Origin of the sequence: Mycobacterium sp. 852014-50255_SCH5639931, from assembly GCF_001665605.1 — a bacterium.
Classification (GTDB): Bacteria; Actinomycetota; Actinomycetes; order Mycobacteriales; family Mycobacteriaceae; genus Mycobacterium; species Mycobacterium paraffinicum.
Genome location: NZ_LZSV01000004.1, coordinates 43,402 through 61,092, shown reverse-complemented (window position 1 = coordinate 61,092; position 17,691 = coordinate 43,402). Strand labels below are relative to the sequence as shown.

At 68.7% G+C, this 17,691-nt stretch carries 7 protein-coding genes; 3 read left to right on the top strand and 4 right to left on the bottom strand.

What is annotated here, in order from left to right:
• Nucleotides 1-4: 4 nt before the first annotated feature.
• From holA to A5758_RS03480, 3 genes are read right to left on the bottom strand one after another with little or no spacing between them, the layout of a single operon-like run.
• The gene (gene holA / locus A5758_RS03490; protein WP_067203339.1) at nucleotides 5-973 is read right to left on the bottom strand and encodes a DNA polymerase III subunit delta; all 969 of its coding nucleotides are present in this window, start codon (nucleotides 971-973) and stop codon (nucleotides 5-7) included.
• 26 nt (nucleotides 974-999) lie between these two features.
• Nucleotides 1,000-2,589 (bottom strand): ComEC/Rec2 family competence protein, encoded by a 1,590-nt coding sequence (locus A5758_RS03485; RefSeq protein ID WP_067736509.1) that lies wholly within the window; start codon nucleotides 2,587-2,589, stop codon nucleotides 1,000-1,002.
• Nucleotides 2,590-2,595: 6 nt separating this feature from the next.
• A complete protein-coding gene (locus A5758_RS03480; protein ID WP_067736508.1) occupies nucleotides 2,596-3,447 on the bottom strand; it encodes a ComEA family DNA-binding protein in 852 nt (283 codons plus the stop codon).
• A gap of 195 nt (nucleotides 3,448-3,642) precedes the next feature.
• Between A5758_RS03480 and A5758_RS03475 the strand changes: the two genes are divergently transcribed.
• From A5758_RS03475 to A5758_RS03465, 3 genes are read left to right on the top strand one after another with little or no spacing between them, the layout of a single operon-like run.
• A complete protein-coding gene (locus tag A5758_RS03475) occupies nucleotides 3,643-4,803 on the top strand; it encodes an acyl-CoA dehydrogenase family protein (protein WP_067203347.1) in 1,161 nt (386 codons plus the stop codon).
• 7 nt (nucleotides 4,804-4,810) lie between these two features.
• A complete protein-coding gene (locus tag A5758_RS03470) occupies nucleotides 4,811-5,917 on the top strand; it encodes an acyl-CoA dehydrogenase family protein (protein WP_067736505.1) in 1,107 nt (368 codons plus the stop codon).
• 3 nt (nucleotides 5,918-5,920) lie between these two features.
• Complete coding sequence (locus A5758_RS03465) at nucleotides 5,921-6,343, top strand: PPOX class F420-dependent oxidoreductase (protein ID WP_067203352.1); 423 nt, start codon at nucleotides 5,921-5,923, stop codon at nucleotides 6,341-6,343.
• 39 nt (nucleotides 6,344-6,382) lie between these two features.
• Here A5758_RS03465 and A5758_RS03460 read toward each other — a convergent pair whose 3' ends face one another.
• A complete protein-coding gene (locus A5758_RS03460; RefSeq protein ID WP_067736502.1) occupies nucleotides 6,383-17,374 on the bottom strand; it encodes a type I polyketide synthase in 10,992 nt (3,663 codons plus the stop codon).
• Nucleotides 17,375-17,691 lie beyond the last annotated feature (317 nt).

Genomic DNA, 17,691 nt, shown 5'->3' with positions numbered 1-17,691 from the left:
CCGCTCATCGGTTCCGGTTCGCGGCCAGCTCGGCCACCTTCCTGACCGCCGATTCCAGCGCATAGTCGGCGTCCGCCACGGCTCCTTTGACATTGGCGTTGAGCGCCGCCACCACCTTCATCGCCGCCGCGACGCTGTCGCGCGACCAATACCGCGCCTGCTTCTGGGCCTTCTGCACCCGCCACGGCGGCATTCCCAGCTGCGACGCCAGCCGATAGGGATCGCCCGACAGTGGCCCGACCCGACCGATCGTGTGGACCGCTTCGGCCAGCGCGTCGGCCAGCACCACCAGCGGCTCCCCGCGCATCATCGCCCACCGCAGCGCTTCGGCCGCTCCCGCGACGTCGCCGGCCACCGCCTTGTCCGCGATGTCGAACCCCTTCACCTCGGCTTTACCGCTGTGATAGCGGCGGACCGCGGCGGCGTTCACGACCCCGCCCGTGTCGGCGACCAGCTGCGAACAGGCTGCCGCCAGCTCCCGCACGTCGGAGCCGACCGCGTCCAGCATGGCGGTGACGGTCTCCTCGTCGACCTTGACGCGCAGCACACGAAACTCCTTGCGGACGAAGTCAATTCGCTCGCTGGCCTTGGTGATCCGCGCGCACGGATGCACAACGGCGCCCAGTGACTGCAACTCGGCGGCCAGCGCCTTGGCCCGCCCGCCGCCCGAATGCACGACCACCAGCATCGTGCCCAGCGGGACGTCGGCCGCGGCCGAGGCGATCACCGCGGCCGCCTCCTTGCCGGCTTCGCCGGCGGATTCCAGCACGACGATGCGCTCGTCACCGAACAGTGACGGACTCAGCAGCTCGGCGAGTTCGTAGGTACTGACGTCACCGGCCCGCATGCGGCTGACCGGAACGTCGTCGATCCCGGCCCGCTGGCGCGCCGCCCGCAATACGTCGGCCACCGCCCGCTCGACCAGCAGCTCCTCGTCTCCCAGGACCAGGTGCAACGGCGAAACCTCTGTCACCCCACGATGGTGTCACGACGGACCGACTACGCCGCCGCGGGATCCACCAGCTTCGACAACCACCAAGCCAGCGCGCAGAGGGCAGCCGTCAACCCGCCCAGGCCAACCGCGGCGGCAAACCAGCGCCGGCCGCGCAGCCTCGTGACCGCCAGGACGATCAGCGCGGTCACCCCGGCGACCAGCACCACTCCCGGCACCCCGGACGGAACGGGCAGCGTTGCCCCGGGCGCGCCCGCCGACCATTGCGCCACCCGCACCACCCACCACAGTTCGGGGCCTGTGAAACGGACCAACACTTGTGCGCCGGGTGGCCACACCACGCTCAGCACGGCCGCCGCGCTGCCGAGCACGGTGATCGGCGCGATGACCGGCGCCGCCGCGAGGTTGGCGCCCACTGCCACCAGGCTGACCCGCCCGGAGATGCCCGCCACCAGTGGAGCGGTCACGACATGTGCGGCCGCCGCGATCGCCAGGGCGTCGGACAGCGGCTTGGGGCAGCCTCTCCCCGCCAGGCACCGCGACCAGATCGGCGCGACCAACACCAACGCCGCAGTCGCGATCGCCGACAGCGCGAAGCCCACGTCGACGGCCAACTGCGGGGCCAGCGCCAGCAAGACCAGCACCGCGGCGCAGAGCGCCGGGATGGCTTGCCGCCGCCGCGAAGACAGCAACCCCGCCAGCCCGATGGCACCCATCACGGCCGCCCGCAACACGCTCGCCGTCGGTTCCACGAGAATGACGAACGCGACCAGCGTCATGGCGGCGAGGACGACGGCCGCCCGGGGACCGATCAGGCGCGCCGAGAACAGCACGGCCGCGCACACGATCGTCACGTTGGCGCCCGACACCGCCATCAGGTGCGTCATCCCCGCCGCGCGAAAGTCCCGGTCGGTCTCGGCGGGAACCGCCGAAGTGTCGCCCAGCACCAGCGCGGGCAGCATCGCCGCCTGGTCGACGGGCAACGCGCCGCGAACCGCGGCGACGAATCGGCCCCGCACCGTGTGCGCCGCCCGGTGCACGGCGCCGGCGGTGCCCAGGGTCGGGTGGCCCGATGCGTTGAGCACAGCGACGGTGAGGTCGCGGCGGGTCGGGCGGCTGATCCGTGCGGTGAACCGCATTGGCCGGCCCACCATCAACCCGTCGGCTTCCGATTCGAACTCCGAGGCGCGCGCGAAGACGACCACCCGCCCCGAGATCTGCGCGTCGCGCAGGCGCTGCAGCGTGGCGCGAAACATGAGCCGGCCGCGACCCAACGACACCGGGCTCTCCGTGGGGGTGACCGTCACCGGGGCGGCCGTCCCGAACGCCGCCGTGATCGGGTGGTGATCGACCGCTTCGGCGCGCAGCGCGACCGCAAAGCCGAACCCCGCGCCGGTGACGCCGACCGCGACCAGGCCGGCGCTGACGGCCCGGTGCCTCCCGGTTTCGCCCCGCCGGCACGTGGCGCGCCACACCAGCGCGCCGGCGGCGGCAACCAACAAAAGACAGAACCCCGCGATCACCCGGCCGATCGGCCACCAGATCCCGGCGGCGGTCACCACCCAGCAGGTGAGCCCGGCCGGCACCAGGCGCGCGTCAACGCGTGCCCCCGATTCGGCGCGACCGGATTCCCGCACCGGTGTTCAGACACGGACCAGGGCGCGCAACTTCTCCAACCGCGCGGGCCCGATGCCGTCGACGTCGGCGAGCTGGTCGACGGTGGTGAATTTGCCGTTGGCCTGCCGCCAGGCCACGATCGCGGCGGCCGTGACCGGCCCGACGCCGGGCAGGGCGTCCAAGTCCGCCACGGTCGCGGTGTTGAGGTCGAGCACCTCCCCCGCCTTCGGCTTCCCCGGCCCTGCTCCGGTCCGCGGTGGCGGCGGCTTGGACGTCGGTGTGGAACCGGAGGCCACCGAGCTTCCCAACGCCGCCGGCCGCCCGGGGACGGGCGGAAGCCCGACGACGATCTGCTCGCCGTCGCCGAGCGGACGCGCCATGTTCAGCCCGACGGTGTCCGCGCCGTTCACCGCGCCGCCCGCGGCCTGCAGCGCGTCGGCGACGCGCGCCCCGGGCGCCAGGGTGACCAGTCCCGGGCTGTGCACCAGGCCCACCACGCTCACCACCACTGGCCGGTCGGGGCCGGCACTGGGGTTCGCCGACGACTTGGGGCTCGCCGTCGACGCCTTCTCGACCGGCGGCAGTTTGGCCGACATCACCGGCGCCGGCCGGTCGCGCAGCAGCGTGAACACCGTGACCAGAACGGCCAGCGCGGCCACGATCGCCAACCCGATGGCACCGGCACGCCCCGGGTCGGCGCGCAGCCTGCCCACCCAACCCCTATCCGGCGACACATCGGGCAGCCACCGCGGCAGCAGCGAATTCTGGTCCTCGTCCACCGCCTGCCCGGCCGACGTCGACGCGGCGCCGTCGGGCTCGGCGTCCGGTTCGGCACCGAGTCGCCGCTGCAGACGCTCGGCGGGAAGTTCTGTTCGCATGCGCCGACCGTAGGTGCGCCGACCGCCAGATCGGCCCCCACCCGGCGGGGCCGCGACCCCGACTGTGGACTAAACCGAGGCTGTGCACAACCGCTGTACGGGATGGGTCAAGATGGAACCAAGAACGCATCGCCAGAACCGGGCATCCCTCCGACGCTGGTAGCCACGTTCACCCCCAGACGACAGGAGGTCGCCGTGCAACTGGCGCTCACACCGGAGGAAGCCGCGTTCCGCGACGAGCTCCGCACCATCTACACCACCAAGATTCCGGAAGAGCTGCGCGAGCGGGTGCGCCGGGGTTCAGCGGAGGTGAACCACGAGGATATCGTCACCAGCCACAAGATCCTGCACGAGCACGGTCTGGCGGTACCGAACTGGCCGGTCGAGTGGGGCGGCAAGGACTGGACGGCCACCCAGCATCAGATCTGGGCCGACGAGATGCAGCTGGCGTGCGTCCCGGAGCCGCTGAACTTCAACACCAAGATGGTGGGGCCGGTGATCGCCGAATTCGGTTCGGAGGAAGTCAAACAACGCTTCCTGCCGCCGACGGCCAGCCTCGACATCTGGTGGTGTCAGGGGTTCTCCGAGCCCGAGGCCGGTTCGGATCTGGCGTCCTTGCGCACCACCGCGGTGCGGGACGGCGACAGCTACGTCGTCAACGGGCAGAAGACATGGACCACGCTCGGCCAGTACGCCGACTGGATCTTCTGCCTGGTGCGCACCGACCCGCAGGCGCCCAAGCGGCAGGCGGGCATCTCGTTTCTGCTGTTCGACATGAAGACCCCCGGCATCACGCTGCGTCCCATCAAGACGATCGACGGCGGCCACGAGGTCAACGAGATCTTTTTCGAAGACGTCCGGGTGCCCGCCAACCAGCTTGTGGGAGAAGAGAATAAGGGCTGGACGTACGCCAAATTCCTGCTGGGCAACGAACGCACCGGCATCGCCGGTGTCGGCCGGACCAAGGTGCGACTCTCCGAGGTGAAGAAACACGCGGCGGCCACCGGGGTGCTGCAGGATCCCCTGTTCGCGGCGCGCCTGGCCGAGGCCGAAAACGAGTTGCTGGCACTGGAACTCACGCAGTCGCGGGTGGTCACGGACTCCGCCAACGGGCAGCCCAATCCGGCTTCGTCGGTGCTCAAATTGCGCGGCAGCCAATTGCAGCAGATCGCCACCGAGCTGCTCGTCGAGGTGGCCGGGCCCGATGCCCTGCCGGCCGACGGCGAAGGCATCGCGTCTCCGGACTGGGCGCAACACAGTGCGCCGCACTACCTCAACTACCGCAAGACGTCGATCTACGGCGGCAGCAACGAGGTGCAGCGCAACATCATCGCGTCCACCATTCTGGGATTGTGAGGCAGCCATGGACTTTCAGTTGACCGACGAGCAGACCCTGCTGCGCGACACGACCCGCGAACTGCTCTCACGCAGCTATGACCCGGAGAGCCGCAACAAGGTGATCGGCTCCGATCTGGGCTGGAGCCGCGAGGTATGGAGTCAGCTCGCCGACACCGGGATCCTCGGCCTCGGCTTCGACCCGGAGGAGGCGGGCCAGATCGAGATCATGGTCGTGCTCGTCGAGGCGGGGCGCCGGCTGGCTCCCGAACCGATCCTGCACGCCGCGCTGGCACCGGGTGCGCTGATCGCCGAGTTGGGCACCGAAGCCCAGAAGGAACAACTCGACGACGTCGCCGCCGGCCAACGACTGCTGGCATTCGCCCACCTGGAACCCGGTCACCGCAAGCCGACCGCGGACGTGGGCACCAAGGCTGTGCGGCAAGGAGATTCGTGGACATTGAGCGGGCGCAAGAACCCGGTGCTCGCCGGCGACTGCGCGGACGCCCTGGTGGTCAGCGCCGCCTTGCCGGACGGCGGCACCGGCCTGTTCCTGGTCGACGCAAGCGCGGTCACACGTCACCCGTACCGGACCTTCGATGGACAGCGCGGCGCGCAGGTCGACTTCGAGGCCACACCGGCGGAACCCTTGGGTGAAGCCGTCGACGCGTCGCAGGCCATCCGCGACGCGGTCATCCGCATCCAGTCTGGGCTGTGCGCCGAAGCGGTCGGGGCGATGGAGGAAGCGCTGCGGCTAACCACCGATTACCTCAAGACCCGCAAGCAGTTCGGCGTCACGCTCAACAAATTCCAGGCACTCACGCAGCGGGCAGCCGACATGTACGTGTCGCTGGAACTGGCGCGCAGCATGTGCCTGTACGCGTCGATGTCGATCGCCGACGGCAATTTCGACCCGGTGATCGCCTCGCGGGCCAAGCTGCAGATCGGTCGCTCGGGCCGGCACATCGCGCAGGAGGCGATCCAGCTGCACGGCGGAATCGGTGTGACGGCTGAATATCCGGTCGCGCACTACGCGGCGCGGCTCACCGCGATCGAACACACGCTGGGCACCTCCGGCGAGCACCTGCACAACCTGATCGACCACATCGGCGACTACGACCTGGCCCGTCTCTAGCGCATGGCCGAGCTCTCCGGCAGAGTCGTCGAGTTCCTGTCAGCCGGCACCCGTACCGGGATGCTCGGTTACGTCGCCGGCGACGGTCGGCCGCTTGTCGCGCCGGTGTGGTTCGTGGTCGACGGGGACCAGCTGGCGTTCAACACCGGCCGCGACACGTCGAAAGGCCGTGCCCTGCAACGCGATCCGCGAGTGGTGATCTGCGTCGACGATCCTCACCCGCCGTATTCGTTCGTTCAGGTGCAGGGCGTGGCGACGGTAAGCGAGGACCCGGCCGACGTGCTCGACGTCGCCACCCGAGCCGGCGCCCGATACATGGGCGCCGACCGCGCCGAGGAGTTCGGCCGCCGCAACTCCGCGCCCGGCGAACTTGTGGTGCGGGTGCGCCCGACCAAGGTCATCGCCGGTTTCGACATCAGCGACTGACGCCGGCGCCGAAGAATCCGAACCGGTTCGCCGCCCGGATCATCCTGGCGCGCCGACGGGTTCGATCGACTCCGGGGCCAGATCCGGCACCTGACTGGCCAGGTACTCGGCGAGCGAGCTGATCGTCGGATAGTCGAAAACCGCCGTGGCGCTGATGGTGAACGCGCCGCCGAACTGGCCGTACAACCGGTTACGGAGTTCGACCGCCATCAGTGAATCGGTGCCGAGGTCGAGGAAGCGGCTGGTTGCGGCGGGCGGTTGCGCAAGCCGCAGGAATTGTTGTACTTCCTGCTGCAGGAATTCCGTCAGGAAACTGACTCGCTCCGCCTCCGGCACCTCGTGCAGCTTTTCGAGCAGCTCGCTGTCGCCGGGTGTCGTTGCCGTGTCGCTCGGCAGCAAGTGGTCGAGAATCGGTGGGCGTGAACCGCGCAGCATCTTCGCGGCACGCTGCCAGTTGGCTTTGATAACGGCCGCCTGCCCCGTTCCGTGGGCGACGATTTCACCGAGCGCATTGAGGGCTGCCGTGGGTTCCATCGAAACCAGGCCTTGCGCACCGAGATTGGCTCGCGCCGCCTCCGAAGCGGCCATGCCACCCTGCGCCCAGGGACCGAAGTTGACACTGGTCGCGGGCAGGCCTTGCGCTCTGCGTTCGGCAACGAGGCCGTCGAGCACCGCGTTGGCGGTTGCGTAGTTGGCCTGGCCGGGTGAACCGAGCACGCTGGAGATCGACGAGTAGAGGATGAAGAAGTCTAGATCGTCTTTCCTGGTCAATCGGTGCAAATTCCAGGCCCCCAGCGCTTTCGGCAGCAGCGCCGTCCGGAAGCGTTCGACACTCTGCTGCGGCAGCAGCGCGTCGTCGAGTACGCCCGCCAGGTGCACCACCCCCGCCAGCGGCGGCAGCTCCGCCCGGATCCGCTCCAGCAACTCCTCGACCTGGGACTCGTCGCCGACGTCGGCCGCAAGGGTGTGGATCCGGCAGCGGTAGCGCTCAGTGATGTTGGCGATCGTCTGTTGTGCGGCCGCATCGGGTGCGCGGCGGCCGGTCAGCACGATGTCACCGGCACCGAGTTGGGCCAGGTAGGACGCCGTGTGCAAGCCGAGGGCACCGAGGCCCCCGGTGATCAGATAGCTCCGATCGCCCTGCGGCTGCAGCGGGTTCGGCATCTGCAGCACGATCTTGCCGATATGCCGCGCCTGCTGCATGCGCCGAAACGCGGTTTTGGCATCGCTCAGCGGGTAGATCTCGGCGGACAGCGGTGCCCACTCGCCGCTGCCCAACCCGTCGGACACTTCGGCCAGCAATCGCCGGATGCGCTCTGGGTCTTGCAGAATGGTCCCGTCCAGCGCAACCACTTCATAGTCGATGTCGGGACGGGCCGCCGCCATTCGCTCCGGACTCCAGATGTCTCGCTTGGCGATCTCGGCGAAGCGACCGTTGTGGGCGGTGGCCCGCACGGTCGCTTCGACGAAGCCCTCGTTGGTCAGGCTGTTGAGCACCACGTCGACGCCGGCACCGCCGGTGTCGGCGAGGATCTGTTCGGCGAAATCCGTTGTGCGCGAGTCGTACACATACTCGACGCCCAACTTGCGCAGGGTCGCGCGCTTGTAGGCGCTGGCGGTGGCGAAGACGGTCGCCCCGTGCTGCTGCGCCATTTGAATGGCGGCCAGTCCGACACCACCGCTCGCGGCGTGAATCAGCACGCGGTCACCGGGCTTCAGCTGCGCCCAGTCGAACGCGAGCCGGGCCGTGAGTGCGGCAGCCGGAATGGTCGCCGCAGCCACCGCGCTGAGCCCGTGCGGCACCGGCGCCAGCAATTGAGCGGGAACATTGATCCGACTGGCAAACGCTCCCTGCATGAAGCCAAAGACGCGCTGGCCGACCTCGAATCCGGTTACGCCGGAACCTAACTCGGTGACAATACCGGAGAAGTCGCCACCGATCAGCCCCGGATCGCCCGGGTAGAGGCCCAGCACATTGAGCACATCCCGGAAGTTGAGACCGGCGGCCTCCACCCGAACTTGCACCTGGCCCGCAACCGGCGACAGCACTTCCGTCTCGGCGAGTCGCAAGTTGTCGATGGCGCCGCGTTCAGTCGGCGCCAGGACATAGTCGCCTGCGCGCGGCACCGCAAGGTGACCGCTACGTGCCCATGGCACCAGCCTCGATGCCAGGAACTTTCCTTGCCGCAGCGCCAGTTCCGGCTCTTGAACAGATCCGTCCGGTGCGCGGAGTAGGCGCGCTAGCGAGTGCGCGGCCGCCTCCGATCCGTCGTGGTCGATCAGCCTGCAGCGCAGCGTGGGCTGCTCGGCGATGGCGGTACGTCCCAGCCCCCACAGCGCCGCCTGCACCGGGTCTACCTGCTCGCCGGGTTCGGTCGCCACCGCTCGTTCGGTGATGATCGACAGCCCGCCAGGCAGTTGCACTCCCTCTTCGGCCAGCAGGGTGCGCATCGCGCCGAGGAGGTTGTCGACGTCGGCCTCCAGCCGAGCGCCGAATTCGTCACTCGACTCCTCCGCGTTCGGTCGGCCCCTGCCGCGCCAGACGATGCCGGTGACCGGCGCACCGCTTTCCTGCGCGTGCGCGATGAGCTGCTGCCAGCCCCGCCGGCCCATCGCCCCTTCGGACCGGATACAACCCGGCAACTCGGCCGCCAGCTCGTCGAACCCTGCGACCAGCCATGTGCCGTGGGCCTTTTCGCCGGGCCCGGGATCGCTGATCGGCTCCGGCACCGGCACCTCATGCCAGCCGAGCGTGTACAGCAGCCGGGAAACGTCGCCGCCAAGCCCGCGCAACAAGGCTTCCCGGGGCGCGCGTTTGACGGTGAACTCGCGTATCCCGCCCAGGTGACGGCCATTCCGATCCACGAAATCGAGATCGAAGACCTGAGTTTCGCTTTCGACGCCGCCGGTACGCCACTTCGCGCGGCAATAGAACCGCCGCGGCATCCGATCCGACAGCACCACCCGCCCGTACCGCAGCGGGAGAAACAGATCCGGAACCGCTCCCCGTTCGGTCGCCGCTAGCAGCGCCGGGAAGGCCGGGAAGGCGACGCCGGTGCACAGGTCCAGCAGCACCGGATGGACCGGCTCACTTCCCAGGTGTTCGGCGAGTTCATCGCCGACGACGACATCGCCGACCGCCTCACCTTCGCCCACCCACAGCGATTTCAGGCACGTCGACCAGGTGGGACCCCACGCCAGCTCCATGTCGGCGAAGGTGTCGAACAGCTGCTGGGGACGGGTGCGGTTCAACCGCTCGATCGCCGCGTCGACGGGGTCCGCCGGATCAACTGCCGGCTCTTCGTCGACACCGGTGAAGACGGCGCCATCGGCGTTCAGCGCCCACTCGGCATCGCGGACGCCATATGGGCGGCTGTGCACTTGGAAGGTCCAGCCGCCGCGATCCTCGGAGGGATGCAATGCCAGCTGCACCTCGCGAGATTGCTTGTCGGCCAAGATGATCGGCTCATAGAAGAAGACATCTCGCACGTGAGCCGGCGTCCCCACCGCCGCGAGGGCCATCGCCGCGTAGGTCGCGCCCGGAACGACGACGGTGCCATAAATGACGTGATGAGACAGCCACGGCTGGGACTTGACGGACAACCGGCTGGTATAGACGACGTCACCCGAGGCGAGGTCCTTTTCAGCGCCCAAGATGGCGGATACCGTGCCGCCCTGGGCATCGGTGCCCGCGATCCCGGACGCCTTGGGCCAGAAGTGCCGGCGCTGGAACGGATAGGTGGGCAGGTCGAGCCTGCGGCGTGGGAGTCGTTGCAGCGCAGCGAACTCGGGCCGATGTCCGGCGACGTACGCCGCGGAAAGCGCTTCGGCCATCTGGCGCCGGGCGCCCGCGCCCTTGCGCAGGGAAACGATCGCCCGTGGTGCCGGTGAGTGTTCCGGCCAGACCTGCACCGCAGCCGCGGTCAGAATCGGTTGCGGACCGATCTCCATCAACACCGAGCATCCCAGCGCCGCCAGCGTGCGGACGCTCTCGGTGAACTGCACCGGCTGGCGGGAATGCCGCCGCCAGTATTGCGCGTCGAGCGCGGTTTCCGCCGTGAGCACGGCGCCGGTGCGGTTGCAAACCAGCGGCCGTGTCGGGGTGGCGAACTGCAGCCGCGCCGCATACGACTCGAATTCGTCGAGTGCCGGCTCCAGCAGCTCCGAGTGGAAGGCGTGGCTGGTATCCAGCCAGGTGCAGCGGATCCCGTCATCGCTGAAGGTCGCCACAATCTCTTCCAGATCGGCACCCGGACCCGACAGCACCGTATTGCGGCCGTTGTAGGCGGCGACCGAAACGCCGGAGAACTGCTTGGCGGCGTCCTCCACCTGCTCGGCGTCGGCGAACACCGCCACCATTCGGCCCCCCTCGGGCAGATTGCCGAAGAGCCGGCCGCGTTCGGCCATCAACCGTGCCCCGTCCTCGAGGCTGAACACTTCGGCCACGCACGCCGCGGCATACTGGCCGACGCTGTGCCCAAGCACAACGTCGGGTTCGATGCCCCACGACTGCCACAACCGGGCCAGGCCCATCTCGATGGCGAAGAGTGCCGGCTGAGCAAAGGAGGTGTGCCGCAGCGCGTCTCCCCCGCTGTCCCGGTCGGTGTCGAACACCACCTCCAGCAACGGACGTGGCAGCAGACCTTCGACCGCTTCCGCGCACCTCGTCACCGTTTCGGCGAATACCGGCTCCGAGTCGAACAATTCGCGAGCCATCCCCGGGTACTGGCTGCCCTGGCCGGTGAACAGCCACGCCGTCTTCGGCGGGTCGGCACACTCGCCGCGGACCACACCCGGTCGCACCCGGCTCTCGGCCAATTCGGCCAATGCGTCGCGGGCGCCCTTGACGGAATCGACGACCAGCGCGGCGCGGTGTTCGAAATGCGAACGCCCGACGCCGGCCGTGAAGCACACATCGACGATGTCGACCTCGGGGTGTGCGTCCAGCCAGGTGGCGTAGCGCTGCGCCAACGCCGCCAACGCCTGCGGCGAGCGCGCCGACAAGGGAAACACGGCGATCTGGTCACCCGAGGCGCCCGACTCCGGCGCCGTCGCATCATCGTTTGCGGGGTCGCCGGCCACCGTTTGCGGCGGCGCCTCCTCGATCAGCACATGGGCGTTCGTGCCGGTGAACCCGAACGAGCTCACTCCGGCCCGGCGGGGCCTGCCGTTGGTCTGCCAGGGCATCGCCCTGTCGACCACCCGCACCGGCAACGAGTCCCAAGGAATATGCGGCGAGGGATTCTGGAAATGCAGGTTCTGCGGCAGAACCTCGTGCTGCAGAGACAACACGACCTTGATCAAACCCGCGACCCCCGCGGCCGACTCGAGGTGGCCGAGGTTGGTCTTCGCCGAGCCAATGAGCAACGGCCGGTTCGGGTCCCGGCCGGCGCCGTAGACGGCCGCGGCGGCCTGCACCTCGATCGGGTCACCCAGGGAGGTACCCGTGCCGTGCGCCTCGAGGTAATCGATGTCTGGACCGGCAACACCGGCACGGGCCAGCGCCGCGGAGATAAGCCGTTGCTGCGCACCCCCGTTGGGCACCGTCAGACCGCTGGAGGCGCCGTCCTGATTGACCGCGCTGCCCCGGATGACGGCGCAGATGCGGTCGCCGCTGCGCTGCGCATCGCTCAGCCTCTTGAGCACGAGAACGCCGCAGCCTTCACTGCGCACATAGCCGTCGGCGGCGGCGTCGAAGGTCTTGCACCTTCCGTCCGGCGACAACATCCGGGCACGGGCGGCGGCGACGATCGAGGCCGCACTCAGCAAGACGTTCACCCCGCCGGCCAACGCCAGATCGCAGTCACCGGAGTGCAACGCCTGGCAAGCCTGATGGACGGCCACCAGCGAGGAGCTGCAGGCGGTGTCCACCGCCACGGCCGGTCCTTCCAGCCCGAGCGCGAAGGCGACTCGACCCGCGATGGCATTGAGCGCGTTGCCGGTGATGAAGTGGGCTTCGATGCTCTCGACCGAGTCCCGCGACAGCAGGTGTGAGTATTCGTTGGCGGCCACACCGACGAAGATGCCGCTTCGGCTACCGCGCAGGGAGGCAGGGGAATACCCGGCGCGTTCCAGGCCCTCCCAAGCGATCTCCAGCATCAAGCGTTGCTGCGGGTCCATCCATAAGGCCTCGCGCGGGGAGATACCGAAGAACTCCGGATCGAATTGGTCGATCCCGTTAAGGAATCCGCCGCTGCGGCTGTAGATCTTGCCCGGTGTTTCGGGATCCGGGTCGTAGTACTCGTCGATTTCGAAGCGGTCATCCGGGATCTCCCGGATCGCGTCGACAGCGCCGGACAGGACCTCCCAATACGCTTCGGGATCGGGCGAGGCCGGAAAACGGCACGCCACCGCGACGATCGCGATCGGCTCGTCCGCGGACCCGGTCGACATCGACGGCGGCTGGGCAGCCGCCTTGGAGCCCGCCTGCGCGGTGAGGCCGAGGACGTCGGCGAGCAGGTACTCCGCCACGTCGGTGACGCGCGGATAGTCCATCGCCAGGGTTGCCGGCAGTTCCTTGCCCACCGCATGCTCCACGCGGCGGCGCAATTCGACCGCCATCAGCGAATCCATGCCCAGGTCGAAGAATCCGGCCTCCTCGCGAATCTCCGCCGCGTCGATCCGTGTCACCTCGGCGACGACATCGCGCAGGTAATCGACGAGGAGTTTCTTCCGCTGCTGCGCTGGGGCGAGGGTGAGCTGTTCCACGAACCGCGTGGGCCCAGAGGAAGGTTCGGGGGCCGTCACCGACTCGGGCACCTCGCGTCCGAGCTCTTCGAGGAAGGACCGCTTGCCCGCCTGCTGATAGAGCGGCAGGAAACGGGACCAGTCGATCCGAGCCACCACCCCTTGCGTCGCAGAAGCGACCATGAGCTCGGCCATTCCGGCCAGCGCGTCTGCGGGCGGCAACGTGCGGACTCCGCGTTGCTCCAGTCGCGCACGCGCTTCTTCGTCGGCCATGCCGGCCGTCCACGGACCGAAGTTGACGCTCACCGCGGTGACGCCCTGCTCGCGGAGCCGCCAGGACAATCCGTCCAGGAAGGCGTTGGCCGCGCCGTAGGCGGTCTGGCCAAAGCTGCCCCATACCGAGGCGATCGAGGAGGTGCTGAGGAAGAAGTCCAGCGGCAGGTCCGCGGCAGCTTCGCTCAAATGCCAAGCACCCCAGACCTTTCCCGCGAACACCCGATCCACTTCGGCATCGTCCAAGTGGCGCAGCGGCGTGTTACCGATCTCTCCGGCGGCATGGACGATCCCGGCGAGCGGCGGCAGTTCGGCCTGCACGGTGGCCAGCAGGCGGGCAACGTCGTGTGGATTGGCGACATCGGCTGTGATGACCTGCGTTTGGCAGCCCCACTGTTCGCGCATGGCATCGATGCGCCGTTGCGCTGCATCACTGGGCGAGCGCCGGCCCGTCAGTACCAGGTGCCCGGCACCGTGCGCGGCCAGGTATCCGGCGATTTCCAGTCCCACCGCACCCAATCCACCGGTCACCAAATAGGTGGCGTCAGCACGCAAGGCGAGCGGTGTTGCGATCGGCCGCCCTTCGCGCCGGGTCAGCCGGGCAACATAGACACCTTCGTCTCGCAGCGCGACTTGGTCTTCGCCACGCGGCACTGCCACCACCTGACCGATCAACCGGGTCCACTCGTCGGCAGTACCTTCGGACAGATCAGCCAGGCCGCCCCACAACTGCGGATGCTCCAGGGAAGCGGCGCGCCCGAACCCCCACAGACAGGACTGTGCGGGCCGTACGCTGTCGGCGGCGGTGACGCGTTGCGCGCCACGGGTTATCAGCCAGATGGGTGCGCGGATTTCGGCGGCGGCCGCGGCGCGAAAGAGTCGACGCGTTCCGCCCAGAACATGGTGTTGCATCCGCAACAAGGAGCGCATCGATGGCACATTGCCCCGATCGAGACCCGCGCAATGCAGGATGCGTAGCGCCGGTTGCTCTGCCGCCGCCGCGCGCAGCGTCGATTCGAGCCGCTCCTCGTCGGCGTCGGACACCGGCAGCCCGACGATCCGGAACGGCTGACCCTGAGCGGTCAGCGCGTCGACTAACGGTGCGACCGCTTCGGGGTCATCGCCGATCAACAGCCAGGAGACGGTGTCCGCGCGCGTGGCCGCGGCAACGGATTTGTCCCAACGGATCTCGTACCGAGCATCCGCAATGGACTCGTTTTCCCGCTGTTGGTTGTGTTGTGCCGCAAGCCTGGTCAGCACGTCGGTGGTCTGCCGGCTGGGGTTCGCACCGTCGATCAGCGCGGCAAGTTCCTCGATCCGGCCGTCCTCGAGAAGCTGGACGGCTTCGGTGCGCGTGGCATCGGTTTTCCCGGTCGTCTGGGTGGGCGGAACGTCGTTGTCCCGGAACCAGTACCGGCGATGCTGGAACGGATAGGTGGGCAAGTCGAGCTTGCGCGTCGGCCCCTGTTGCAGAGCCCCGAAGTCGGGCAGGTGACCGCCGGTGTAGGCGGTGGCAAGGGCTTCGATGATCTGGCGGTGGTCGCCGCCGGTTCGGCGCAACGACGCGATCGCCCGCGGCGCCGCCGCCGGGTCAGGCCATGCCCGCAAAGCCGCGGCGGTGAGCACCGGTTGCGGACCCACCTCCAGCAGCATGGCGCAGCTGAGATCGGCCAGGGTGGCCACACTCTTGGCGAATTCGATCGGCTGGCGCGCGTGGCGGCGCCAGTACGGCCCATCGAGTTTCGCATTCCGGCCGAGGGCGGCGCCGGTGCGGTTGCATACCAAAGTCCGTTGTGGCGAGCGGAAGTCGAATCGGCTTGCGTACAACTCGAATTCATCGAGGGCCGGGTCCAGGAGCGCCGAATGGAACGCGTGGCTGGTGTCCAGCGACTCGCACCGAACACCGTCGGTGGTCAAGCTGGCCACCGCCCGGTCGAGATCCTCTGCGGGGCCCGACAGCACGGTATTGGCACCGTTGTAGGCGGCCACCGAGAGCCGCGGGAACTCGTCGGTGAAGCCCTCGACCCGCTCCGCGGTGGCGAAGACCGCCACCATCCGACCGCCTGCCGGCAAACCGCCGAAGAGGCGGCCGCGTTCGGCGAGCAACAACGCTCCGTCTTCGAGGCTGAACACACCGGCGACGCATGCGGCGGCATACTGGCCGACGCTGTGACCCAGCACCACGTCGGGTTCGAGGCCCCACGACTGCCATAGCCTGGCCAAGCCCATCTCCACGGCGAACAACGCGGGCTGGGCGTAGTTTGTCCGCCGCAGATCTTCGGAGCTGCCGGGGTCGAAAATGACGTCCAGCATTGGCTTTTCGAGCGTGCCATCGACCACCGCCGCGCAACGGGTCATCGTTTCGGCGAACACCGGTTCGGTCTCGAACAGCTCCCGGGCCATGCCGGCGAACTGGCTGCCTTGACCCGGGAACAACCACGCCGTCTTCGGCCTGTCGTCGCACGTTCCCCGCACCAAACCCGGTGCGGGACGGTCGTCGGCGAGCGCCCCGAGCAACTCGGCGGCGGACTCCGTCGAATTGACCATCAACGCGGCGCGGTGCTCGAAGTGAGCTCGCCCGACGCCGGCGGTGAAGCACAGCTCCGACAGGCTGGTTTCGGGACGCGCGCTCAACCAGCTGCGGTATCGATCGGCGAGCTGCGCCAAGGCTGCGGGGGTGCGTGCCGACAGCGGCAGCACGCTGAATCGTCCGTCCGCGGTCTGCGCGACGGGTACCGCGGACGCAGCGAGCTGGGGCGCTTCCTCGAGGATGACGTGCGCGTTGGTCCCGGAGAACCCGAACGAACTGACCCCCGCAACCCGGGGTCGACCGTTGCGCTCCCAGCTGGTGGCCTCGTCCACCACCCGCACCGCAAGCCGATCCCACGGGATGTAGGGCGATGGGTTCTCGAAGTTCAGGTGCTTCGGCAATACCTGGTGCTCGAGCGACAGGACGACCTTGATGATCCCGGCGATCCCCGCGGCGGCTTCCAGATGCCCGATATTGGTCTTCACCGACCCGATCAACAGCGGCCGGCCCGCATCACGGCCCTCGCCGAGTACCGCGGCCGCGGCCTGGACTTCGATCGGGTCGCCCAGCGATGTCCCGGTCCCGTGCGCCTCCAGGTATCCCACGTCGCGGGCTGAGACGCCGGCGCGCTTCAGCGCCTCGGCGATGACGCGCTGCTGGGCCACACCGTTCGGCACGGTCAACCCGCCCGATGCGCCGTCCTGATTCACCGCGCTGCCGCGGACCACGGCCCGAATCCGGTCACCGTCGCGGATCGCGTCGTCGAGCCGTTTCAGGACGACGACACCGCAACCTTCACCGCGCACGTAGCCGTCCGCGGCCGCGTCGAATGTCTTGCAACGGCCATCCGGCGCGAGCATGTGTGCCCGCGAAAAGGTCATCATGGTGGCGGGGCTGAGCAGGACATTCGCACCGCCGGCCAGCGCGAGGTCACATTCCCCCAGCCGCAGCGCTTGGCAAGCCTGATGGACCGCCACCAACGACGAACTGCACGCGGTGTCGACGGTGACGGCCGGGCCCTGCAACCCCAACCGGTAACTGATCCGGCCGGCTGCCGCGGCGGCCGCCGTCCCGATCGCCATGTACGCGTCGATCGCGTCGTACTTCAGCTCATCCGAGACCATCGCCAGGTAGTCATGGGTGGACAGACCAATGAAAACCCCGGTGTTGGTATTCGCCAAAGCCGTTGGGGCCGTGCCCGAATGCTCCACCGCCTGCCATGCCGTCTCCAGTAACAGCCGATGCTGCGGGTCCATCAGCATGACCTCACGCGCCGACACCCCGAAGAACGGCGCGTCGAACCCCACGGCGTCGTCGACGAAGCCCGCCCGTCGGCTCACAATCTTCCCGGGCGCGTCGGCATCGGGGTCGAAGAATTCCTCGACACCCCACCGGTCCGGGGGCACCTCTGACACCGCATCCCGCCCGTGCTGCAGCACGTCCCAGAACTCCGACGCGTCAGCAGCACCCGGAACACGCGCTGCGTAGCCGACTATTGCGAAACCCGATGGCTTCTCCATTGGAGCTTCGACGGTTGCCATGCATCTGTCCTCTCGCATCGACCCGCGAAGGTAGATCCCCGGGGCCGGCCTCCGGCGACGGGTCCGTAGCGCTGGACCAAACCGTATGACCCGACCACTGCACCACATGCCGACCCGATACGCAGGAGAATCGTTCCCCCCGCGGCGAGTAGTGTCGCCGGATGCCAGACTGCGTCCCACGCCGGGCCGCCCATCACCCTAGTGGGTAGCCCCGCCTGTCGCCGAGCACGTCCAGCCCGGCATGTCGGGGACGGTGGGTGCCGAAGAAGCTATCTTGATCTCGCCACCGGCCGGCCGGAACTGCAGCCCTCCGGAAC

Coding starts and splice junctions, on each gene's coding strand:
- A5758_RS03480 (WP_067736508.1), bottom strand. CDS start 3,447: ATGCGAACAGAACTTCCCGCCGAGCGTCTGCAGCGGCGACTCGGTGCC.
- A5758_RS03470 (WP_067736505.1), top strand. CDS start 4,811: ATGGACTTTCAGTTGACCGACGAGCAGACCCTGCTGCGCGACACGACC.
- A5758_RS03465 (WP_067203352.1), top strand. CDS start 5,921: ATGGCCGAGCTCTCCGGCAGAGTCGTCGAGTTCCTGTCAGCCGGCACC.
- A5758_RS03460 (WP_067736502.1), bottom strand. CDS start 17,374: ATGGCAACCGTCGAAGCTCCAATGGAGAAGCCATCGGGTTTCGCAATA.